Raw genomic sequence first — 22,719 nt, 5'->3', positions numbered from 1 at the left:
GATGGACTGGATCAATGCAATCGTGCAGGGAACGTTGCTCGGAGGGCTTTACGCTCTGTTTGCGGCAGGGTTGTCCCTGATCTTTGGCGTCATGCGTCTGGTCAATATAGCCCATGGCGACCTGATCGTTCTGGCGGCCTATCTCGGTCTGACGGTGATGGCGGCTCTCTCGATGAACCCGTTCGTAGCGCTCATTCTGGTCGTGCCGCTGATGGCCGGCTTTGGATATGTTCTGCAGCGCGGCGTTCTGAACTGGACGCTTGGCGATGATATTCTGCCGCCATTGCTGGTCACGTTCGGCCTCTCGGTGATCATTCAGAACGCGTTGCTTGAAGGCTATTCCGCCGATCCTCAGAAGCTCAACGCAGGCGCTATCGAGGTGGCGAGCGCCAACATCGGCGGATTGGCCGTCGGCTACCTTCCGCTCGTGATGTTTCTGACAGCAGTGCTGGTTGTAGCTGGCCTCCAGTGGATATTCTACGCAACGGCGCTCGGCCGGGCTTTCAGGGCGGTTTCAGACAATCAGGACATCGCCCAATTGATGGGACTGAACCGTCGTCATGTCTTCGGACTGGCTATGGCGCTGTCCCTCGCGGTAACCGCCATCGCCGGAATTTTCCTCGGAGTTCGGACCTCGTTCGATCCTGCAACCGGCCCGGCCCGTCTGATCTTCGGGTTCGAAGCGGTCATTATCGGCGGGCTCGGTAATCTGTGGGGTACGCTCGCTGGCGGTGTGATCCTAGGCGTGGCGCAATCGATCGGCGCCCAGATCAATCCGGGCTGGCAGATTCTCTCAGGCCATATTGCATTCCTGATCATACTCGCCGTTCGCCCGCGCGGCCTTTTCCCGAGGATGGATGGATGAGCGTTGTCGATACACATCGTGTCTTCCGCGTCACGACCGCAAGCCGCATCGCTTCGGTTCTCGGCTTGCTTCTCCTGCTCGCTCTGGCTGCAGCGCCCTGGTGGATGGGTCGGGCCGATCTGAGGCTGCTCGGCGAAATATACCTCTATCTCTCGCTGGCGATGCTGTGGAACCTGCTTGCCGGATATGCTGGCCTCGTCTCCGTTGGGCAGCAGGCCTATGTCGGCCTGGGCGGATATGTACTGTTCGCGCTGACGGTATTCGGCGGGCTTCATCCGTTCACGGCCATTGGACTTTCCGTAGTGATCGGAGCGATCGTCGCGATACCGGTCGCCGCGCTTATTTTTCGGCTTCGTGGCGCTTATTTCGCGATTGGAACCTGGGTTATTGCCGAGGTGTTTCGGTTGGGTTTCGCCCAGGTGAGCGCGCTTGGCGGAGGGTCCGGGATTTCGCTGCCGGTGGATGTGGTGCGCTCGCTTGCCGACGGACGCGATGCGCGCGAGGCGACCAGCTACTGGCTGACGCTTGGATGCGCCGCTGCGGTTGTGGCCATCGCATACTTGTTTCTGCGGTCGCGCAACGGGCTGGCGCTGACGGCCATTCGTGACAATGAGCTTGCCGCTTCCTCCCTCGGCATAGATATCTGGCGTTCAAAATTCGTCGTTTACGTCGTCGTTGGCGGCCTGACGACGCTTGTTGGCTCGCTGATTTTTCTGCAAAAGCTGAGGATCTCTCCCGATGCGGCGTTCAGCGTCAATGACTGGACCGCCTATGTGATTTTCATCGTCGTGATCGGGGGAATTGGATCTCTGGAAGGCCCAATTATCGGCACGGTCGCATTTTTCCTTCTGCGCGAGACACTGGCCGACCTCGGATCAATTTACCTGATCGTGCTTGGAGCGATAGCGATTTCGGTTATGCTGGTGGCGCCGAAAGGTTTGTGGGGTCTCGTTCAGGATCTGACGGGTCTCCGTCTGTTCCCGCTTGGTTACCGGGTCGAGCCAAATGATTCTCGCAAAGAGTAACGCCTGTAATGGAGCCTTGCACGGAACGGAAAATGCGGGCCATTCAGCCCACATTCCAGTCGCGCCCTTGAGAAACTCTTCGGTTTATTCCGCTGCGTCAGGCCGTCTCGCCGGCATGTCGTCATTGTGCGGACGACGTTCCGGTCTCTCATCGCCATCGTCCGAGGTCACGCTTCCGACACCAGCATAGGCGGGTTGCGGAACGAAGGCGTTGCCGGTGATCCGACCCCACAGTCGCCTGATATTGTCGGGCATGGCCAGCATTGCCGGGATCATGACCAGGGTCAGCATGGTCGAAAAAGCCAGGCCGAAGATGATCGCGGTTGATAGCTGGACCCACCAGATCGCGGTGATGCCGCCGACGGAGATCGTCTGACTAAAGAAGTCCATGTTGATCTGCAACGCCATCGGCACCAGGCCAAGGATGGTCGTGATAGTCGTCAGCATGATTGGACGAAGTCGCTGGGCCGCAGTCTTGAGGGCGGCTTCACGCGTATCGGTCACGCCTTCCTCGCGCATCCGGTTGAATGTGTCGATCAACACGATCGCGTTGTTCACCACGATGCCCGCGAGCGCGACGATGCCTGTGCCGGTCATGATGATGGAGAAGGGCTGTGAGGTCACCACCATGCCGATCAGCACGCCCGAGACCGCCAGAATGACCGTCGAGAGCGTCAGGATCGTCTGGTAGAACGAATTGAACTGGGTAAGCAGGATGACGAACATCATGAACAGCGCGGCCATGGCGGCCTTGCCAAGGAATTCGCTCGCCTCCTGCTGCTCCTCGTCAGCACCCCGGAAACGCAACTGCACGCTTTCTGGGAATGTCTGCGTATCCAGCCATTTCTGGACTTCCTTGACCGCGTCGTCAGCCGTTGCAGGACGTCCATCGACCATGACGTCCTCTCCGAGATTGGCTTTGACGTCCATGGCGTATAGCCCGTCGCGTCTTGTGATCGATGAAACCTTGTGCTGGGCGCCCATGGTGATGAAGTTCGCGAGGGGAACCTGGCCGTTGGCGGTCCTCAGACGCAAGACCTCGAACTGGTCGAGCGTGCGTTCTTCTTCCGGCAGGCGCACGCGAATATCGACCTCGTCCTGGGAGTCGTCTGGTCGATAAGAGCCGATCAGGACACCGTTGGTGACGAGTTGGACCATCGATCCGACCTGGACGATACCGGCATTATAACGTCCCGCCAGTTCGCGATTGACGTCAATCTCCCACTCGATGCCCGGAAGCGGGCGAGCGTCCTCCTGATCGGTGAGCATCTCCATGGCGTCGAACTGCTCGCGGATGCGGCCAACGGTTTCAACCATCGTGTCGTAGTCCGTCGATTTCACTTCGAGACGCACATCCTTGCCGGTCGGCGGTCCGCCTTCGATCTTGCGCACTTCCACCTTGACGCCGGCGATGTCGGCTGTTCTCTGACGGATATCCTCGAAGATGTCGACCGCCTTGCGCCGGCAGCAATAGTCTGCGAGTTCAATCTGCAATTCGCCCACGACATCGGCCGGCTTGTCCTGGACGCCGCCGATTATCTGCGGGCCGCCACTACCGCCGCCGCCGGGAGCAGTTGCGGTCATCACGACGTTTTCAATGCCATTGATCCTGAGCACTTCATACTCGACCTCTGCGACAAGATCGCGAATGTCGCGGGCGGAGAGATTGCCGCGTGCCGATACCAGCACGATCGCAACATCCGGCTCTTCATCCACGAAGAATTCGACGCCCTGGTTGTTGGCGCCGAAATACATGTAGCTGCCTATGGTGGCGGCGATGATGACGACGATAACCGCGATGTTGCCTGCAAGTGATCCGACAGCGAGGTTCAGAAAGCGCAGATAGCCGCCCGTGAAGCCCGGCACTTTGGCGATGTCCAGCTTCGAATCCGAAGACAGCATCATCGCAACGTTGTCCGCTTCTGAAACGGCGTGGTCGCGACGCCGGTTGGCGATGAACTTCGATATGCGGTAAGTCAGAAACAATGCGATCGCCGCTGTCAGCGCTGTACCCGTAGCCTGTATGGTGAACCCCAACGGTGCAAGTGGACCGACAAAGGCGAATACGCCGGCAATTGCGGCCACGAACAAGGCGAGGATCGCATTGGACCGCTTGGAAACCACCGCAGCGATTTGAGCGAACAATGTTCCGGTAACCGGCAAAAAGACCAGGGCTGTGAGCAGAGACGCCGTGAGAACGATGATCACCATGCGGGGCAGGTAGCTCATGAACTCCCCGGACACGCCAGGCCATAGAAGCAGCGGCAGGAAAGCGGCGAGCGTTGTTGCCGTAGAGGACACCACAGGCCAGAACATCAGCTTCGACGCCCGCTGGTAGGCGGCGGCCGGCTTCATGCCTTCCGCGATCTTGCGGTCGGCGTATTCGGTCACGACGATCGCGCCGTCGACCAGCATTCCGACGGTCAGCACCATGCCAAACATAACCATCATGTTCACCACCATGCCGAGGCTGGCGAGAATCAGGAAGGCGAGCATGAACGAGCCGGGGATGGCGAGGCCAACAAGCAATCCGGAGCGTAGTCCAAGCGTTCCGACCACGCAGATCATGACCAGCAAAATTGCGGTCATGATCGACGATTGCAGCGACCCCAGAACTTCAAAGATGAAGCTCGACTGGTCGAGCAAATAGTTGACATGGATCGACTGAGGCCAGTCTTTTGTGTACTCGGCAACGACCCGGCGCACCTCGTCATTGTTCTCGATGATATTGGTGCCGATGCGTTTGGTGACTTCGATGGAAATCGCCGGCTGGCCGTTCACCCGTGTGAAGATGGAGGGATCCGTGAAGGTGCGTCGGATTTCGCCAACCTCGCCAAGCGTCACGACGCCTTCGCCGTTCTGCTTGATCGGAATATTGTAGACATCCTCGGCGTTCTCCACGAGCCCAGGCACCTTGACATTGAAGCGACCGTTGCCATCGTCGATAAACCCTGCCGCAACAAGCTGGTTATTTTGCGAAAGCGCATTCAGGAGCTCATCCTGCGTGATGTCGTAGGATTCCAGCTTCATGAGATCCAGAATGACCTCGAGAAGTTCTTCCCGGTCTCCCATCAGCTCGGCTTCGCGAACAGTTGAAACTGCTTCGATTTCGTCCTTCAGGCGGCGCGCGAGATGGGTCAGAGTGCGTTCGGGAACGTCGCCCGACAGCGTGACGATAATCGTCGGCTGGAGTGCGAAATTCGTTTCGGTGATCGTCGGTTCGTCTGCTTCTTCAGGCAAATCAGCCTGAGCCTGATCGACCTTGTCACGTATGTCGGCGAGCACCTCATCGGCTTCAGTTTCGACATTGAACTCAAGTACGATGCCGGCGTGTCCTTCAGACGCGATCGCGGTCAGTTCCTTCAGTCCGTCGAGCCCGCGCAACGTCGTTTCCATCGGCCGCACCAGCAGGCGTTCGGCGTCGTTGGGAGAAATACCTTGCTGAGTGATCGAGACATAATACACCGGAACGTCAATGTCCGGATTCGCCTCTTTCGGGATGCCAATGTAGGACATTATTCCGGCCGCGATCATGAAAACCATGAGCGCAAGGACCGTTTTCGGCCTTGTGATGATGGATTGGAGCGCAGAAGTCATGAGCGAGCATCAGCCTTCGCGGGAACTTGCCGGGCAATCTCGGCCGGAACCGGCTCCACGGTCTGACCCGCGATCACATAGTCCTGTCCGAGTGTGATGACGCGAGCTCCAGGCGCAAGCCCGGTCACCCACATGGTTTCAGGCGTGTGGGCGACGATCTTGACCGGATTGAAGGCGACGACATTGTCGCTGTCCACCGTTCTTACTCCAAGGACCCCATTGTCGTCGAGAGTGAGCCAGGACGCAGCGATTTTGTATGCCTCCGAGCCTTCAAGCTTTATCGTCGTTGTTGCAGTAACGCCGTCGCGCAGCTTGCCGTCGCTGTTGGGAAGTTCGATTTCCGTCAGGAAGGTGCGTGTCGCGGAGTCTGCGGCGGGCGCGACATAGCTGATCTTGCCATCGACCTTTTCTCCGGTGATCATTGATACTTCTGCGTCGTAGCCAATGCCGATGTCCCCGACATGCCGTTCGGAAACCTGTCCGACAAAGAGCATCGGATCCGGATCGATCAGGGTCACGCAGACATCGCCGTTCGAAAGATGGCTGCCGATTTCAGCAATCGGGTCGGTGACAATGCCGGACGCCGTGGCTTCAATCTCCACATGCGACATTTCATGCTTTGCGGAGGCCAACCGGGCGGCTGCGTTGTCCATGGCGTATTTCAGCGCCTTGACGCGGGTGTCCGAAATGTAGTCCTTTTCCTTCAGTTTAAGCGCGCCGTCATAATCGAATTTGGCCTGTTCCAGCGCTGCCTCGGCCTGAAGGATGTCGGTGTCCCTGACGCCCGGATCGAGCCGGCAAACCGGATCTCCGGCCTCCACCACATCACCTTTTTCCACGAAGCGCTCATGCAGTGTGCCGTTCGTTTCGGCGCGCACGGATATCACCGACTTTGCAGAAGTGCGGCCGTGTAACAGTAATGTCTCAAACCGCTGTTCGGGCTCGAGGGTGACGAAGCGGACCTTGAAAAGGTCGTCCTGATTTTCCTGACGTTCGGCCGGCGGCGCAACGGCGTGAGGCGAGTCGGCGTGGCCGCCGACGATGATCTCGCCCGACGACATCCATCCGATCACTGCGCCGGCAATTATCAGCGCGGTAATGTGCGAACCTTTGATGCGAAAAGCCATGGTTGCGTTCCTGTAATGCTCTATTCGGCGGCTTGCGCTTGGTTGTCTGGGACGAGCGCTTCGAGTTCGTGACGGTGTTTGATGAAGTATTCGAGCGCCTGCTGCTTGACCTGGCGGCCGAATTTAGCGACCCAGATTTTGCCGCCAGAAGTGTTGTCGCAATGTTCGAGAATCTGATCGAGCATCTCGATTTCGGCTTCCATGTCCTTCACGTGGCGGTCGATCGCCCGGACGATCGTCTCCCGATCGAGTATTTCAGCGCACATGGCCATCAGCAGAAATTCGGATTTGAAAGAGTCGCGTCGGGGAAGTACGCGAAGCGATTCATGCAATTCCTGGCGACCCTTGTCGGTGATGGAATACACTTTGCGCGACGGCTTTCCGGACTCAAACTCCTCGCGCACTGTGACGCATCCATCGTCCTGCAGGCGGGAAAGGGCTGGATAGATCGATCCGAAGCTGGCGTCGACGAAAAAGGAGAAATGCTCTTCAGTCGACATCTTCTTGATCTCGTAACCGGTGGCTTCGGAGAAATGCAGTATGGCCAGGCAGAGGGTGCGTACGTTCATTAATTGTCGGGTCCGGTACTGACGCTTGCGGCGAGAAGTCGCGAGCGAGTGCATGCTTCGCGGCTATATAGTGACTCAATATATATCGAACAAGTATATACTCGGTCGTTTTTGCGTTTGCAAAATACTGAAACCGAGATTGTATCGCAAAACCGTGTCTGGCCAGCCGAAGCCGATTTATGTTTGTCGTGCGAATACAGTTAGTTAATTGATATATATGAATCAATTTTCACGCTACGGATCATCCATGGTGCTGATGTTGCAACGCACAAAATAGACGAATACGCGTCGTCTTTCAACGGCTGCTGCTTCAATTCGGAGCCTGAAAAGCCTTGAAGCGCCCTTCGGGGACGTCAAAGAACATCCCGGTTTCGGTTAGCTCTGGATCGCATAATGCAACGAGACTGCCAGCGATTTCCGACGGATGCGGCAAGGTCATTGGATCTTCCCCGGGCATGGCGAGCGCGCGCATGGCGGTGCGCGTCGGACCGGGATTGACGCAATTCACGCGCAGCGGGCTGTTGATCGTCTCCGCCGCCCAGCAGCGCGCCAGCGCCTCCACGGCGGCCTTGCTCGACGCATAGAGACCGTGAAAGGGCCTGCAACTGTGGGCCGCTCCGGATGTTACAATGACGGCGCGACCGGCGTCAGATTTCGCGAGCAAAGGATCGACAGTTCGAATCACGCGCCAGGTCGCATTGACATTGGTGTTCATCGCTTTGTCGAATATGCGCGCTTCGTAGTGGCCGACGGGGGAGAGCGTGCCCAGAATTGCGGCGTTGGCGACAAGAATGTCGAGCTTGCCCCAGCGTTCGAATATGGCTGCTCCCAGCTTGTCGATCGCTTTCATGTCAAGGAGATCCTGCGGGACCAGTGTCGCCGATCCGCGTCCCTGTTCTCGAATTGCATCGTCCAGCTCCTCGAGGCCTCCAACGGTGCGGGCGACGGCGATGACATGCGCTCCTGCATCGGCGAGCGCAAGCGACGTGAAATATCCGATTCCCCGGGAGGCTCCGGTGACCAGAGCTATACGGCCCGTCAGGTCTGTCATTTGTGATTACCCGTTATTTGCGAGCAGGGAGAGGACGCGTGTGGAATCCGATTGTTCCTGATCGGTCAACGCCGTCGGATAGTCGCTTGTAAAACACGCATCGCAGAATTGCGGACATTGATCGTTGCGCTGCGGTTCATCTACGGCGCGATAAAGGCCGTTGATCGACAGAAACGCAAGGGAATCAACGCGGATGAAATCGCGCATCTCCTCGATCGACATGCGCGAGGCGAGCAGTTTGGATTTCTCAGGCGTGTCAACGCCGTAGAAACAAGACGCGGACGTGGGAGGCGACGCAATGCGCATATGCACTTCCGCGGCGCCCGCATCACGCACCATCTGGACAATTTTCTGCGACGTCGTGCCCCGGACGATGGAATCGTCCACTAGCACGATCCGCTTGTCCTTGATCGCCCATCTATTGGCGTTGTGCTTCAGTTTCACGCCCATGTGGCGTATAGCAGATTGCGGCTGAATGAAGGTCCGTCCCACGTAATGGTTACGGATAATCCCCAGATCGAATGGTATCCCGGCTTCCTGGGAGAAGCCGATTGCCGCCGGGGTGCCTGAATCCGGCACCGGGACGACCATGTCTGCGTTGACTGGCGCCTCGCGGGCCAGTTCCTGTCCGATCTTTTTGCGCACCTCGTAGACGTTGCGCCCCTCAATCGTGGAGTCAGGACGCGCAAAATAGACATATTCGAATATGCAGAAGCGCGGGTTGGTCTTTTCGAACGGAAAATAGCTGCGGGGGCCTTCCTCGGTGAGGACGATGACCTCGCCCGGCTGGATGTCCCTGACGATACGCGCTCCGATGATATCGAGCGCGCAGGTTTCCGAGGCGAGTATGTATGCGCCGTCGAGATCGCCGAGCACGAGAGGGCGGATGCCCAGCGGATCGCGCGCGCCGATCATCTTTTTGCCGGACAGGCCGACGAAGGAGAACGCGCCTTCCAACTGGGTAACGGCGTCGATGAATTTCTCCACGATACGATCTCGCTCGCTCACAGCAATGAGATGCAGCACGGTCTCGGTATCCGAAGTCGACGAAAAGATCGCGCCGCGTTTTTGCAGTTCGCGCTGTTTCGTCAACGCATTTGTCAGATTGCCGTTGTGCGCGATGGCGAATCCGCCGCCTGCGAATTCCGCGAAAAGAGGCTGCACGTTGCGCAGACCCTCGCCACCGGTTGTGGAATAGCGAGTATGGCCGATAGCGCGGCTGCCGGGAAGCCGGTCCATGACAGACTGTTTGGTGAAGGTGTCGCCGATCAGGCCGACATGTCGCTCGACCGAAAATTGCTTTCCGTCAAACGAGACAATGCCGGCTGCTTCCTGGCCCCGATGCTGCAGGGCATGCAGGCCAAGCGTCACGACCGCGGCGGCGTCCGGCTTTCCGAAAATACCGAAAACACCGCATTCGTCGCGGAAGCAGTCAGCCTCGTGTTCAGTTGCTGTCTGTTGCGTCTGAGTCACTGATTTGAGCCTCATCGTCAGAACCCGTTTCTGTTCCGCGCAGCCGTTCGATAATCGATGAATCGGCGTCTTCGGGAAGCAGGTTAACAAGCTGATCCCCAAGCGAATCCAGCATCGGTTTCGACTTGGCGTCCGCAACCCATTGCGGCTGCTGTGGCGGCGCAACGAGCCAGTTGAAGAACAGCATGGCTACCGCCACAAGCAGGATGCCACGCGCCGCGCCGAACAGGAAACCCAGCGTACGGTCGAGCGCGCCAATCCGGCTGTCGATTATGAAATCGGCGATCTTCATCGTAATAATGGAAACGACGATCAGCACCACGATAAAAATGGCCGCGGCCGAAATTATCAACGCCACATCGTCATTCGAAACATATTGCTGCACGAACGGCAGGAGCGTTGGATAGAACTTGTATGCGGCAAAGGCGGCAGCCGCCCATGACACGACGGCGAGAACTTCCCGTGAGAATCCTCTGACCATGGCGAGCACGGCCGAGAACAGGGTAACGGCAAGCACTAATCCGTCCAGCAGGGTAATCGGCATATTGAATCAACCTCGCGATGCAATCGAAAAGCCTGGTACTGCGCAGGGTCCTTACCCGGCGTCTCCGGTTCTGACTATTCTATTCCCCGACGTCTTGCAAATCCCGGATATCCGATCCGGCTATGCGCGCCACCAGATCGGACAGGTTTTCAACAAATCTCCATTCTCCGTGGGGTCTGGCAGGCATATCAGCGGAGCCTCCGGACAACACAGCCTGTGCGAATCCGAGCTTTTCGGCTTCCTTGAGTCGCTGCAGCGTATGCGCAACCGGGCGCACGGCCCCGGAAAGACTGATCTCGCCGAAATAGACGCAATCGGCGGGCAGGGCCAAGCCGGCAAGCGAAGACACCAGGGCGGCGGCGATCGCAAGATCCGCCGCGGGTTCCGTGATCCGATACCCGCCGGCGACGTTGAGATAGACGTCATGCTGACCGAGCCGGACGCCGCAATGGGATTCCAGGACGGCAAGAATCATCGAAAGGCGCGCTGAATCCCATCCGACCACGGCGCGCCGCGGCGTACCGAGCGGCGAGGGAGACACCAGAGCCTGGACTTCCACCAGAACCGGCCGCGTGCCTTCCATGCCTGCGAACACCGCGGCGCCCGGCGCCTTCTCGTTTCGTTCGCCAAGAAACAATTCGGACGGGTTTGCGACCTCACGCAGACCTGCGTCTGACATTTCGAACACGCCAATCTCGTCAGTTGGCCCGAAGCGGTTCTTGACGGTGCGCAGAATTCGGTAGTGGTGGCCCCTGTCGCCTTCGAAATACAGCACGCCGTCGACCATATGTTCGACCACCCGCGGTCCGGCGATCTGGCCGTCCTTGGTGACATGCCCGACGAGAACGACCGCTGCGCCGGTCTGCTTTGCGAAGCGGATCATTGCCTGTACGCCCGTACGCACCTGAGTAACCGTTCCCGGCGCCGAGTCCGCGAAATCACTCCAGAGCGTCTGGATGGAATCAACGATCACGAAATCCGGACGTTTGTTCTGATCAAGCGTGGCAAGAATGTCCTCGACATTGGTTTCAGCCGCCAGCATGACATTGCTGTCGGCTGCGCCGAGCCTTTGCGCGCGTAGCCGGACCTGGGCTGTTGCTTCCTCTCCGGAAACATAGATGACACTATGGCCGTTGCGGGAGAGGGCTGCGGCCGCCTGCATCAACAGGGTTGATTTGCCGATGCCGGGATCGCCGCCGACAAGCATGGCCGAGCCGCGCACAAAGCCGCCGCCGGTCACGCGATCGAGTTCGGCAATGCCGCTCGAGATGCGCGGCGCGTCCTCTATTTCCCCGGAAAGCGGCGTCAGCGCAACAGGGCGTCCTTTTCTTGCCTTGCGCTGCGGACCTCCGCCGATCCCGGCGGTGGGGTTGTCTTCGACGATGGTGTTCCACTCGCCGCAATTGTCGCACCGACCTGCCCATTGCCCGTAAACGGCCCCGCAATTCTGGCAAACGAAGCGTGCTTTGGCTTTAGCCATCGCCGGAGGGTTCCGATTGCTGCCGAATGTAATGGCGGCGGTATCGATTGCCGAGCGACGTCAGAACCTCGTACCCAATGGTGCCAGCCGCATCGGCAACGTCGTCTACCGGTATGTTCGGCCCGAACAGTTCGATGAAATCCCCGGCCGCAACGCTGCCTGCGGGCAGGTCGGTGATGTCGAAGGCGGTGATGTCCATGGTCACGCGTCCGAGAACCGGCGCCGCCTGACCGTTGATCCATCCGCTGGCGCCGTTTTCGATTACATCGCGTAACGGAACGCCCGACCCCGAGACGGAACGCAGATAGCCGTCGGCGTATCCGATGGAACACACTGCGATGCGACTGTCCCGCGAAAGCTCCACGGTTGCGCCGTAACTAACCGTCTCGCCGGCGTGGGCCTGGCGGATAGTCATGATGCGCGCTTCGGCGGTGGCGACCATTTTGAGCGGTGTGTTGCCCTGATTCGCCGCCCGCCCGCCATAAAGGGCAATGCCCGGACGAGTCAGATCAAAGTGATAGTCCGGCCCGAGCAGGATGCCGGCGGATGCGGCCAGGCTTGCTTCAACTCCGGCGAAGGCGTCCGCGACCCGACGGAACCGCTCCAGTTGAGCTGCGTTCTGGGGATGGTCCGGATCGTCGGAACTGGCGAGATGGCTCATTACCAGCACCGGCGCGAAACCGGCCGGACGCGAGACGTCGTTGGCGAGATCCAGCGCTTCCTCGACGGTTACCCCCAACCTGTTCATACCAGTATCGACCTGAAGGGCGCAGGGATGATCGTCCATCTCGATGCAATGAGCCGACCACCTGACAACCTGTTCCATTGATGCGAGAACCGGAACCAGTTCGCCCACTCGGCAAATCGTCTCGATGCCCGGGAGCATGCAGTTCATGACATAGATGCGTGCGTCCGGCGTATATGGACGCAATTTGGCGCCCTCACGCGCCGTCGCGACGAAAAAGTCCCTGCAGCCCGCTTCATAGAGAGCGTTGCTCGCCTGGACAGCGCCAAGCCCATAGGCGTCCGCCTTGACGACTGCCGCGCAACGCGCGTTGCCGCTCATTGCGCGGCAGCTCCGCCAGTTCTCAACCAGCGCATCGAGGTTGACAGTCAGTCGCGCCCCGTAGTCGTCATCGCCAGCAATCGCGCCTTCGATTTCGTCAGCGTTCAATAGTTCAGCCAATCCGCTGCCTGTTCATGTTATTCATGGCTGTATTGCGAATAGGAACTGTCTGCAAGGTCGGAGAAGCGCGTAAACTCGTCCTGGAAGCCGAGTGACACTGTGCCGGTCGGGCCATGGCGCTGTTTCGCGACGATGACGTCGGCCGTGCCGCGCACCTTCACCATCTTTTCTTCCCAGCGCAGATATTCCTCGGTCTTGATGTTGCCCGAGACTTCTTCTGGCGTTCGGCGCGGTTCCTGATTCTTGACGTAATATTCCTCGCGGTAGACAAAAAGCACTACGTCGGCGTCCTGCTCGATCGAACCCGATTCGCGAAGGTCGGAAAGCTGCGGGCGCTTGTCGTCTCGGTTTTCCACCTGACGCGACAGCTGCGACAAGGCAATGACCGGCACCGCGAGTTCCTTGGCAAGCGCCTTCAGCCCTGTCGTGATCTCGGTGATTTCCTGCACGCGATTGTCATTCGACTTCTTTGAGCCTGTCATGAGCTGCACATAGTCGATGACCAGCAGGTCGAGACCGCGCTGGCGTTTCAGCCGGCGCGCGCGCGCTGCAAGCTGGGCGATCGAAATGCCGCCTGTCTGGTCGATGAAGAGCGGCACCTTCTGCATCTCCTGGGAGCAGCCCACGAGAAGTTCAAAATCGGCTTCCGTGATCTCGCCCCGGCGAATTTTGGAAGAGGGGATCTCCGTCTGCTCTGAAATGATGCGGGTCGCGAGCTGTTCTGACGACATTTCCAGAGAGTAAAAGCCGACGACGCCGCCGTTGACGGCCTTGGATGAACCGTCGGCTTGCACTTCGGCCCTGTAGGCTTTGGCGATATTGTACGCAATGTTCGTTGCAAGAGAGGTCTTGCCCATGCCCGGACGCCCGGCCAGTATGATCAAGTCGGACTGCTGGAGGCCTCCCATCCTGCGATCGAGCGTGTGAATGCCGGTGGAAATGCCCGAAAGCCCGCCATCACGCTGATAGGCGGCTCCGGCCATGTCGATAGCGAGCGCGACGGCGTCGTTGAAACTCTGAAACCCACCGTCATAGCGTCCAGTCTCGGCGAGTTCGAAAAGCCGGCGCTCGGCGTCTTCGATCTGGCTCTGGGGCGGCATGTCCAATGGCGCGTCGAAAGCGATGTTGACCATGTCCTCGCCAATCGTGATCAGTGCGCGCCTCAGCGCCAGGTCGTAGATGGCGCGGCCATAGTCTTCCGCATTGATGATGGTGACGGCTTCGGCTGCGAGACGCGCAAGATATTGCGCAATCGTCATCTCGCCAACCTTTTCATCCGCCGGGAGGAACGTCTTGATGGTGACCGGGTTGGCCGTTTTACCCATGCGGATGATTTCGCCGGCGACCTCGTAAATCTTGCGATGAAGCGGCTCGTGCAAATGGATCGGCTTCAGGAAGTCAGAAACACGGTAATAGGCGTCGTTGTTAACGAGAATGGCGCCCAGCAGCGCCTGTTCGGCTTCGATGTTTCCAGGCGCCTCGCGGTAGATGCTGTTATTGTTGTTGGCGCTCTGGTCGATGCGTCTTGCCGGGTCGCTCATAATATCCCTTCTTCACTAGGCCCGTACATGTTCGGGCCGGTTCACCTGGCGGTATGGTGCGCCGTGATCACGCTGGAAATCATCTGCCTTACGGGCGACCGGTATAGGCACAAAATCAGGCGAAAACCGAAAAATGGTCGAGCCATGCTCAATGTCCACAAGCCTCATGTGGATATACAATTGATAGCTGATTCTGTTTGACAGTTGAAAGGGAATCAAAATTACAGCGATGAAGTGGCGAGACCTTGAAGACTTTTCAGTGTTTGCGCCACAGTCGGGGCCGGATAGCGAATCAGCTCCATCTCAAAGGAATAGAAAAAATGCTACTTCGCCGCGACGGGCTCTCTCACAGCGGCGGGGGAGGCCGCCGGGGCCATCCTGGCAGGCGCGTGCGCCATCTCGGTGATGTAATCGCGTACGATCGGCAGCGTATCAACCCTCTTCGCCATCTGAATCTGGAAGACAACGAGGTCCTGGTGGCGGAAACCCGATTCGGACGACGCGAGATAGAATTCCCACATGCGGCAGAAACGTTCGTCGTAAAGCTCTTTCGCCTTGTCGCGGTTCTGCATGAAGGCGTCGCGCCAGGCCTTGAGCGTTTCGGCGTAATGCAGCCTCAGTATCTCGACATCGGTCACTGCGAGGCCGGACCGCTCGATGGCCGGCAGCATTTCAGATAATGACGGAATGTATCCGCCCGGGAAAATGTACTTTTTGATGAATGCGTTCGTCGGCGAGGGCGGATGGGTCTGGCCGATCGTGTGCAGTAGCATGACGCCGTCATCGTCGAGTATCTTGGCGCATTTGTTGAAATAGGTCTGGTAGTGTTTCTTTCCGACATGTTCGAACATGCCGACCGAAACAATCCGGTCGAATTTCTGCTTTATCTTGCGATAGTCCAGCAGCTTGAACTCTGCCTGTGCTGCAAGCCCTTCGTCGCGCGCCCTGCGGTTCGATACGTTGAACTGTTCATCGGACAGGGTCACCCCCGTGACGCGGGCATTGAATTCGCGGGCGAGGTGAAGCCCCATGCCGCCCCAACCGGACCCGATATCGAGTACCGAAAGATCGTCCCGGTCCAGGTAGAGTTTTGCCGCGATATGCTTTTTCTTGGCGAGCTGGGCAGCGGCAAGATCGAAATCCGGCTTTTCATAGTAGGCGCAGGAATACTGACGATCCGGATCGAGAAACAGGTCGTACAGTTCGCCGGACAGATCATAGTGATGCTGGACATTCGCCCGCGAGCGACCGAGCGTGTTCCAGTCACCGAGATGGGACACGGCGCGGCGCAGGCCGTCCACAACCTTGAGCCAGGTCGAAGAGGTGGTGGCGTTGGAACCCGCATTCTCGAAAATTAACTCGAGAAAATCATAGATATCGCCCTGGACCATGTCGATGTCGCCGTCCATAAAGGCTTCGGCGAACTTGAGTGACGGATCGAGCAGAATCTTTCGTTCGGCATTCTTGCTATTGAGGCGGGCATGAACCGGTCGTCCCGCACCGTCTCCAAACTTGCTCGTCCTTCCTCCTGCAAAAGTTACGGTCAAATTTCCCGACTTGACCAGTCGGTTTATCAATCGCTCAAGAAAACGGTCCACGACAAAAGGCCTCGTGCTTGTCAGTCTCTGTCGCCGAACAATTTCGGCATTGTTTGGAGCGACTGTAACAATGAAAAAGCTGATAATCCAGTATCATGCGTCAGACTGTGTTACTTACGCCACAACATAAAAATGCCCGGTCATTGACCGGGCATTGAGATAGCCGCCAAGATACGTGTCCTCAGGCCTTTTCTTCGTCTTCCGCAGTGTCGTCTGCTTCTTCCGCAGCATCTTCGCCAAGCTCGTCGGATTCAGCAGTTTCAAATTCAACGCCTTCCTCGAAAAGTTCCTCGGCGTTGATGTCTTCTTCTTCATCGACGCCGTAAATGGCTTCGGCGGAGGTCAGGTCTTCTCCCTTGGCCTGTCTTTCGGCTTCGTCGGAGGAGCGAGCGACGTTGAGCTCGATCTTCACCTCGACTTCAGCATGAAGAGAGATGATGACGTCGTGCCGTCCAATGGTCTTGATCGGGTTTTGCAGCTCGACCTGATTGCGGCCGATACTGAAACCTTCGTTGTCGAGAATTTCAACAACATCGCGGGCTGCGACCGAGCCGTAGAGCTGGCCGGTTTCGCCGGCGGCGCGCACAACGATAAAGGACGAACCTTCAAGTTTGTCGGCAACCTGCTGTGCTTCGCCGCGGCGTTCGAGGTTGCGCGCTTCGAGTTGCGCCCGTTCCGACTCAAAACGGGCCTTGTTGCCTTCGCTGGCTCGTAGCGCTTTTCCCTGCGGCAGGAGATAGTTGCGTGCGTAACCGTCGCGCACCTTGACGGTGTCGCCCATCTGGCCGAGCTTGGCCACGCGTTCAAGAAGAATGACGTCCATTGTATAAGTCCTTTCAGGTGGTTGTGTCGTTCTTGTTTGGGGATGTCTGAGCTGATGTCCGGGTAGTCCCGAACAGGCCGGCGATGAAGAAGGCCACGAGCGGCATCATCGAAGCGATGAAGACCACAACATAAGCAAACCAGAGAAGCAGCAATCTCCAGGGTTTTCCTCGGGTCGCAAAGTGCAGCATGGCGAGGCCGGACAGGGTGAAACCGGCGGTAAAGGCGCCCGTGATCGCCAATCCGGCTGCAGACAGGCCGCCGCCTACAAAGTAGACAATAAGCCCTGCGCCGAGGATGGGTATTGCAATTGGCTGCATACGAAGGTGAGCGGGAAGATCGTCGCGGGGCCGCTTAGATCGCCCGAATTTATCCGCAAGCCTCGCCGACACATACCAACCGAAAAAGAGCAGCAGCACTAAGAAAGCGCCAAGCAGGAACGGCATGATTGCGAGGAATTGGTCTATTGCGGCTTCCATCGAGCTGAGAGGAATAGTCTCGGCTTCGGGAGTCTGCGCTATAAATTCTTCAAGCAACATCAAATAGGTGTCGCGCATTTCCTGACTGTCGCCTACGGCGAGAATTTGCAGGGAAGACAGGGCGGCCGAAATTCCACAAATGTAGAGGAATAAACGCGAGAGAGGATACCACGCCAATTCGCCTTCCGGTCCGCCGATTTCGTCGGCAGGGCGGGCTAGGTTGGTGAGATGCGCAATCCATGCCGCTGGCGCGAACAAGGCCCCGGCAAATAACGCCGCTATAAAAGGAGCGGTTGCTATTCCCAAGATTATGGCGCCGATGAAGACTGAGATGATTCCAGCGCGGTTCGACCAGCCAATTCCGGCGACGAGCACTGGAACGAGTGATAGAAACATGAAGAGAAAATTGAGAAGCGGAAACGCCAACGCGCTCAGCACCAGCATCGCCGAAGCAATTCCGGCGCAAATGCCGACAACAATGGATTGAGGCGCGGTGTTCATCGTTTCGCTGTCCTGCTTCTTCAAGCAGTTAGAGGCAAATCCGGAATCAGTCTCTCAATATCCGGTCGCCCCAACTTGGGGTTCTTATTTCAAGGCCGCCGCGCCCATCACGGCGGCCGAAGCCAAGGCGTTCCCCGGCCAAGTGTTTGCTGGCCTTACTTTACGAGATAGGGCAGCAGGCCGAGGAAACGGGCGCGCTTGATCGCACGGGCGAGTTCGCGCTGCTTCTTCTGGCTGACGGCAGTAATACGGGACGGGACGATCTTGCCGCGTTCGGAGATGTAACGCTGCAGGAGGCGTACGTCCTTGTAGTCGATCTTCGGAGCGTTGGCGCCGGAGAACGGGCACGTCTTGCGGCGACGGTGAAACGGGCGCCGTGTCGGAATCTGATTGATGTCTACCATGGTCAGGCTCCTTTAATTGCGGTCTTCGCGGGGACGACGCGGACGGTCGTCACGGTCACGGCCGCCACGGCGGTCATCACGGTCGCGTTTCTGCATCATCGCGGACGGACCTTCTTCAAGTTCGTCGACGCGGATGGTCATGTAACGCAGCACATCTTCGTTGATGCGCATCTGACGTTCCATTTCCTTGACGGCGTCCGAAGGTGCGTCGAGGTTCATCAGCGTGTAATGCGCCTTGCGGTTCTTGTTGATGCGGTAGGTCAGGGACTTCAGTCCCCAGTTTTCAATGCGCCCGACTGATCCGCCATTGCTTTCGATAATACCCTTGAACTGTTCCACAAGGGCTTCGACCTGCTGACCGGATACGTCCTGCCGGGCAAGGAATACATGTTCGTAGAGAGCCATGAATGACTTGCCTTTCCTTCGTTACATTTCATCACCCGGCAAAGGCGGCTAAGCCTCAACGACCTTCCGACCGCGCAAGCGGGATCAGGAAAGGCGTTCGTTTCGAGACGGTCGAGAGCGGAGACACGGGAGGCCGGAAGACTTTTCTTCCTGTCGTCCGGTATGAAGCGGACGGCCCTCCGTTCAGCCCCCAGCCAATTGACCGGGTGTTTCGAACAGCGCGCTTGTACACGTTTTTGCGAAGGTTGCAAGCCAAACCGGTTCAATGGCGGTGTGAATCCAATCGGCTTGGTCTTCCAGATCTGTGTTTCAGCCGGTGGAACGGACAATTTCATCCAAGCGGTCGATCTCATTTCAAAGGCCTGCGGAAGCTAGTCGCGGGCCTATTTGAAAAGACGTGTCTCGTCGAAGAGCCCCTCGAGCTGCTTCATGCGCTGGCTGGTCACACCCCAGATATCGGTCTCGATGGCGGCGATCAGCGCCTCGACGATGAACATCGTCACGACGGAGGAATCCCAGGCCGACGGCGCTTCGATCTGCACATTGAACCGGATCTCGGCGAAACGTGAGACCGGAGAGCCCCAGCGGTCGGTAAAAAGGATGATGGACGCGCCTCTCGAACGGGCCATGTCGGCCAGTTTCAGCGTATCGTTCTCGTAACGCCGAATATCGAACACGACGAGCACGTCGCCTTTGCGAATGTTGAGAACGAAATGCGGCCAGGTATTGGCGTTTGGAGGCAGCAGCGTCACATTTTCGCGGATTACCTGCATATGGGTGAACATATACTGCGCCAGCGCATGCGTAATGCGGCCGCCGACGATGAGGACGCCGCGTTTGCGGTCGGCTAGTCGCGTTCGCACGGCGTCGAAGTCCTCTGGATCGAGCGCGCCCAGCGTCTCGCGCATGTTCTGCATCACAGCATCGGCGAAGCGGTTGACGATATGGGTGTTCGGCGCGTGTTCGGCCCAGCTGTCGTGTTTGGCGATCGGATTGGAGATTGTCGCCTCCAGTTCGGCGCGGAGCGAGGCCTGCAGGTCGGGAAAACCTGAAAAACCCAGCTTCTGGGCCATGCGCAGGACGGATGGCGTGGACACGCCAGCGCATTCTGCGAGCCGTGTCATACTGGTCAGGCCGGCGACGGGGTAGTTTTCCAGAAGCGCGTCGGCCAGCCGACGTTCCGTGCGCGTCAGAGCGTCGTATCTGTCTCTGATGAGTTCAAGTACCGGCTTGTCCATCGTCTGCGTATTTTCCTCGATCGGGACATGCTATCGCGTCATTCCACAGCGTGCCACAACATTGTAACGAAAATTTCAGATTCCTATTGACGAGGCCAGAAATTCTGTACAGATTTTTACAGAACAGGGGATAATGGCATTGACCTCTCATGCGTCACTTCTGACTGTCGCGGATGGCGGACCGGTTTCCGTCGCCAATCCCGGCGGCGACAGCGACATCCTGCTTTTGTGTGAACATGCGTCGAACCGGATTCCGGCGGCTCTCGACACGCTAGGTCTCGAACCAGAAGTCCTTCAAAGCCATATCGCGTGGGACCCTGGCGCCGTCGAGGTGGCTATGGCGATGGCTGAAATCCTGGATGCGACCCTTATTTCGCAGAACTTTTCGCGCCTCGTCTTTGACTGCAATCGCGCGCCGGGCGCCCATGACGCTATGCCGGCGATCAGCGAAATATATGAGGTGCCTGGCAATCACTGCCTGTCCGAACTCGAACAGCAGCGGCGGATCATCGAAATATACACACCGTTCCACGAAACGGTCGCCGACACGATTGAGCAGCGGACGCATGCTGGCCGGCATCCGGTCGTCGTGACCATTCACAGTTTCACTCCTGTCTATCACGGCGCAATGCGGGAGGTGGAACTCGGCATACTGCATGACTGGGACGCTCGCCTGGCCGACGCGATGCTCGATCACGCCTCGCGTTTCACCGATAAGGTGACCCGCCGCAATGAACCCTATGGGCCGGGGCAGGGGGTCATGCACACGATCGACATTCACGCCGCGCCGCGCGACCTGCTCAATGTCATGATCGAAGTTCGAAACGACTTAATTGCAGATGAAGCAGGTCAGGTTTGCGCGGCCAACGAATTGGTCGCCATGTTGATGGCCGCGCTCGGGCGACCGGTTCCCCAAACACTATCCTTGCCCGCGAGGGCTTCTTGATGCCCGGCTTCATCGTCGTCTATATCCGGATCGTTGACCGGTTTAATCGCATTGTCGGGCGATTCGCCATGTATCTCATCTTCGCGATGATGGGCGTGCTTCTCTATTCCTCCTTTACCAAGACGTTTTTCATCCCGCCGCTCTGGACGTTGGAATCCGCGCAGTTCCTGATGGTCGGATACTACATACTCGGCGGGGCCTATTCGCTGCAGATGGGCGACCATGTGCGCATGGACCTCCTGTATGGCGCCTGGTCCGACAAGACGAAGGCCTGGGTCGACTGCTTTACGGTATTGCTGCTGATCTTCTATCTCGGCGTTCTGCTGTACGGCGGATACAACAGCACCGCCTACGCCATCGAGTATGGTGAAAGGAGCTATTCCGCCTGGCGACCCTATATGGCGCCGATCAAGATCGTCATGTGCCTCGGCATTCTGATGATGCTGCTTCAGGCAATCGCCTCGATGTTCCGGAGCATCTGCAAGGTGCGCGGGGTTGATCTGTGATGAGCTACGAGATGATCGCCATCCTCATGTTCGCGTCCATGATGGTGATGCTTCTCACCGGCCAGCGCGTCTTTGGGGCGATCGGCGCCGTGGCGGTGATCGCCTCGCTGCTGCTTTGGGGCGATGGCGGGTCGGAGATCGCCTTTTCAGCCGGCGTCAAGCTGATGAAGTGGTATCCGCTGCTGACGTTGCCGCTCTTCATTTACATGGGCTATATGCTTTCGGAATCAGGCATCGCCGATGATCTCTACAAGATGTTCCATGTCTGGTTTGGACCGTTGAGCGGCGGTCTTGCGATCGGCACGGTGGTTCTGATGGTGGCGATTTCCGCAATGAACGGGCTGAGCGTGGCCGGCATGGCGATCGGCGCGACCATTGCCCTGCCGGAGTTGCTGCGTCGTGGCTACGACAAGATCATGATCACCGGGGTCGTACAGGCTGGCAGCTCGCTCGGCATCCTCGTGCCGCCGAGCGTTGTACTCGTGCTTTACGGCATGATCGCCCGAGAGCCGGTCGGGCAGTTGTGGCTGGCAGGCGTTTTTCCCGGCTTGATGATGGCTGGTCTGTTCATCGTCTATATCGTCATTCGCTGTCGCATTCAGCCGGAACTGGGGCCACCGCTCTCGGAAGAAGAACGCGACATTCCCATGCTCGAGAAGCTTAAGCTGCTGCGGGCCGGCATCCTGCCAATTCTGATTTTTTTCTGCATGACCGGGTTGTTCCTGTTGGGCGTGACGAGCCTCGTCGAGAGTTCCGCCGTCGGAGCGCTCGCCGCGACTCTCGCCGCCATCGTGAAGCGACGGCTGACCGCGCATGTCATGGAAGAAACCCTGCGCAAGACGCTGGGTGTGAGCTGCATGTTCATGTGGATTATCCTGGCGGCTCTTTGTTTCGGCGCGGTGTTTGACGGTCTGGGCGCAGTACGCGCGATCGAGGGCTTTTTCGTTGGGCAGCTCGGTCTCGGCCCTTGGGAGATCCTCATCCTGATGCAGCTTTCCTTCCTGCTGATGGGAACATTTCTCGACGATACGGCCATGCTTGTGATCGTCGCGCCGCTTTACATTCCGCTGGTCGATGCGCTCGGTTTCGATCTCATCTGGTACGGCGTGCTTTACACGATTACCAGCCAGATTGCCTACATGACGCCCCCCTTCGGTTATAATCTGTTCCTAATGCGGGCGATGGCGCCGGCGGAGATTTCGCTGACCGACATATACCGGTCCATCGTGCCCTTTGTTTTTGTGATGCTGCTGGCGCTGGCGATCGTCATGGTCTTTCCGCAGATCGCCCTTTGGTTGCCGCAACACGTCTATGCCCGCTAATTGCAAAAGGAGATCGCGCCGCCGAACACGACAGAAGGGA

The 22,719-nt window shown here is 58.1% G+C and carries 20 protein-coding genes; 5 read left to right on the top strand and 15 right to left on the bottom strand.

All coding sequences use genetic code 11. The annotated features are described in order from the left end of the window. The first annotated feature begins 1 nt into the window (after nucleotide 1). Together AAFN47_RS23065 and AAFN47_RS23060 are read left to right on the top strand one after the other, a co-directional pair. A complete protein-coding gene (locus tag AAFN47_RS23065; protein WP_499811617.1) occupies nucleotides 2–865 on the top strand; it encodes a branched-chain amino acid ABC transporter permease in 864 nt (287 codons plus the stop codon). After that, nucleotides 862–1,890: a branched-chain amino acid ABC transporter permease gene (locus AAFN47_RS23060; RefSeq protein WP_499811616.1), complete on the top strand. Its 1,029-nt coding sequence runs from the start codon at nucleotides 862–864 to the stop codon at nucleotides 1,888–1,890. The genes AAFN47_RS23065 and AAFN47_RS23060 overlap by 4 nt, the downstream gene beginning before the upstream one ends. 84 nt (nucleotides 1,891–1,974) lie before the next feature. Here the strand turns inward: AAFN47_RS23060 and AAFN47_RS23055 are convergent, their stop codons facing one another. From AAFN47_RS23055 to AAFN47_RS22985, 15 genes are all read right to left on the bottom strand, one after another. Continuing rightward, nucleotides 1,975–5,487: an efflux RND transporter permease subunit gene (locus AAFN47_RS23055; RefSeq protein ID WP_499811615.1), complete on the bottom strand. Its 3,513-nt coding sequence runs from the start codon at nucleotides 5,485–5,487 to the stop codon at nucleotides 1,975–1,977. Beyond that, nucleotides 5,484–6,614 carry an efflux RND transporter periplasmic adaptor subunit gene (locus AAFN47_RS23050; RefSeq protein ID WP_499811614.1) on the bottom strand — a complete coding sequence of 377 codons (1,131 nt, stop codon included), beginning with the start codon at nucleotides 6,612–6,614 and terminating at the stop codon, nucleotides 5,484–5,486. The genes AAFN47_RS23055 and AAFN47_RS23050 overlap by 4 nt, the downstream gene beginning before the upstream one ends. Before the next feature lie 20 nt (nucleotides 6,615–6,634). Continuing rightward, the gene (locus AAFN47_RS23045) at nucleotides 6,635–7,183 is read right to left on the bottom strand and encodes a PadR family transcriptional regulator (RefSeq protein ID WP_499811613.1); all 549 of its coding nucleotides are present in this window, start codon (nucleotides 7,181–7,183) and stop codon (nucleotides 6,635–6,637) included. 310 nt (nucleotides 7,184–7,493) lie between these two features. Further along, nucleotides 7,494–8,234, bottom strand: a complete 741-nt coding sequence (locus AAFN47_RS23040) for an SDR family NAD(P)-dependent oxidoreductase (RefSeq protein ID WP_499811612.1) — start codon at nucleotides 8,232–8,234, stop codon at nucleotides 7,494–7,496. 6 nt (nucleotides 8,235–8,240) lie between these two features. Further along, nucleotides 8,241–9,707, bottom strand: coding sequence for an amidophosphoribosyltransferase (purF, locus tag AAFN47_RS23035; protein ID WP_499811611.1), 1,467 nt, complete (start codon nucleotides 9,705–9,707; stop codon nucleotides 8,241–8,243). Then, a complete protein-coding gene (locus AAFN47_RS23030) occupies nucleotides 9,679–10,251 on the bottom strand; it encodes a CvpA family protein (protein WP_499811610.1) in 573 nt (190 codons plus the stop codon). Before AAFN47_RS23030 ends, purF begins: the two co-directional genes overlap by 29 nt. A 79-nt stretch (nucleotides 10,252–10,330) precedes the next feature. Next, entirely contained in the window at nucleotides 10,331–11,731 is a 1,401-nt protein-coding gene (radA, locus tag AAFN47_RS23025) for a DNA repair protein RadA (protein WP_499811609.1), read from the bottom strand. Beyond that, nucleotides 11,724–12,905 (bottom strand): alanine racemase, encoded by a 1,182-nt coding sequence (gene alr / locus AAFN47_RS23020; RefSeq protein WP_499811678.1) that lies wholly within the window; start codon nucleotides 12,903–12,905, stop codon nucleotides 11,724–11,726. Before alr ends, radA begins: the two co-directional genes overlap by 8 nt. A gap of 29 nt (nucleotides 12,906–12,934) precedes the next feature. Next, nucleotides 12,935–14,458: a replicative DNA helicase gene (locus AAFN47_RS23015; protein ID WP_499811608.1), complete on the bottom strand. Its 1,524-nt coding sequence runs from the start codon at nucleotides 14,456–14,458 to the stop codon at nucleotides 12,935–12,937. A 323-nt stretch (nucleotides 14,459–14,781) separates the two neighbouring features. Then, complete coding sequence (locus tag AAFN47_RS23010; protein WP_499811607.1) at nucleotides 14,782–16,056, bottom strand: cyclopropane fatty acid synthase; 1,275 nt, start codon at nucleotides 16,054–16,056, stop codon at nucleotides 14,782–14,784. A 181-nt stretch (nucleotides 16,057–16,237) separates the two neighbouring features. After that, complete coding sequence (rplI, locus tag AAFN47_RS23005) at nucleotides 16,238–16,879, bottom strand: 50S ribosomal protein L9 (protein ID WP_499811606.1); 642 nt, start codon at nucleotides 16,877–16,879, stop codon at nucleotides 16,238–16,240. 13 nt (nucleotides 16,880–16,892) lie between these two features. After that, a complete protein-coding gene (locus AAFN47_RS23000) occupies nucleotides 16,893–17,882 on the bottom strand; it encodes a YybS family protein (protein ID WP_499811605.1) in 990 nt (329 codons plus the stop codon). A gap of 131 nt (nucleotides 17,883–18,013) precedes the next feature. After that, on the bottom strand, nucleotides 18,014–18,262 hold the full coding sequence (gene rpsR / locus AAFN47_RS22995) for a 30S ribosomal protein S18 (protein ID WP_136658698.1): 249 nt from the start codon (nucleotides 18,260–18,262) through the stop codon (nucleotides 18,014–18,016). Between the two features lie 12 nt (nucleotides 18,263–18,274). Continuing rightward, entirely contained in the window at nucleotides 18,275–18,667 is a 393-nt protein-coding gene (gene rpsF, locus AAFN47_RS22990) for a 30S ribosomal protein S6 (protein WP_220230595.1), read from the bottom strand. Between the two features lie 383 nt (nucleotides 18,668–19,050). Next, complete coding sequence (locus tag AAFN47_RS22985) at nucleotides 19,051–19,905, bottom strand: MurR/RpiR family transcriptional regulator (protein WP_499811604.1); 855 nt, start codon at nucleotides 19,903–19,905, stop codon at nucleotides 19,051–19,053. Between the two features lie 139 nt (nucleotides 19,906–20,044). Here AAFN47_RS22985 and AAFN47_RS22980 point away from each other — a divergent pair, with 139 nt between their 5' ends. From AAFN47_RS22980 to AAFN47_RS22970, 3 genes are read left to right on the top strand one after another with little or no spacing between them, the layout of a single operon-like run. After that, entirely contained in the window at nucleotides 20,045–20,851 is an 807-nt protein-coding gene (locus AAFN47_RS22980) for an N-formylglutamate amidohydrolase (protein WP_499811603.1), read from the top strand. Continuing rightward, a complete protein-coding gene (locus tag AAFN47_RS22975) occupies nucleotides 20,851–21,357 on the top strand; it encodes a TRAP transporter small permease subunit (protein ID WP_499811602.1) in 507 nt (168 codons plus the stop codon). Before AAFN47_RS22980 ends, AAFN47_RS22975 begins: the two co-directional genes overlap by 1 nt. Continuing rightward, nucleotides 21,357–22,679 (top strand): TRAP transporter large permease, encoded by a 1,323-nt coding sequence (locus AAFN47_RS22970; RefSeq protein ID WP_499811601.1) that lies wholly within the window; start codon nucleotides 21,357–21,359, stop codon nucleotides 22,677–22,679. The genes AAFN47_RS22975 and AAFN47_RS22970 overlap by 1 nt, the downstream gene beginning before the upstream one ends. Nucleotides 22,680–22,719: the final 40 nt, after the last annotated feature.

The organism is Hoeflea sp. CAU 1731, assembly GCF_039888615.1.
Classification (GTDB): Bacteria; Pseudomonadota; Alphaproteobacteria; order Rhizobiales; family Rhizobiaceae; genus Flavimaribacter.
The sequence above is the reverse complement of the archived record's forward strand: the minus strand, read 5'-3'. Positions and strand labels throughout refer to the sequence as shown.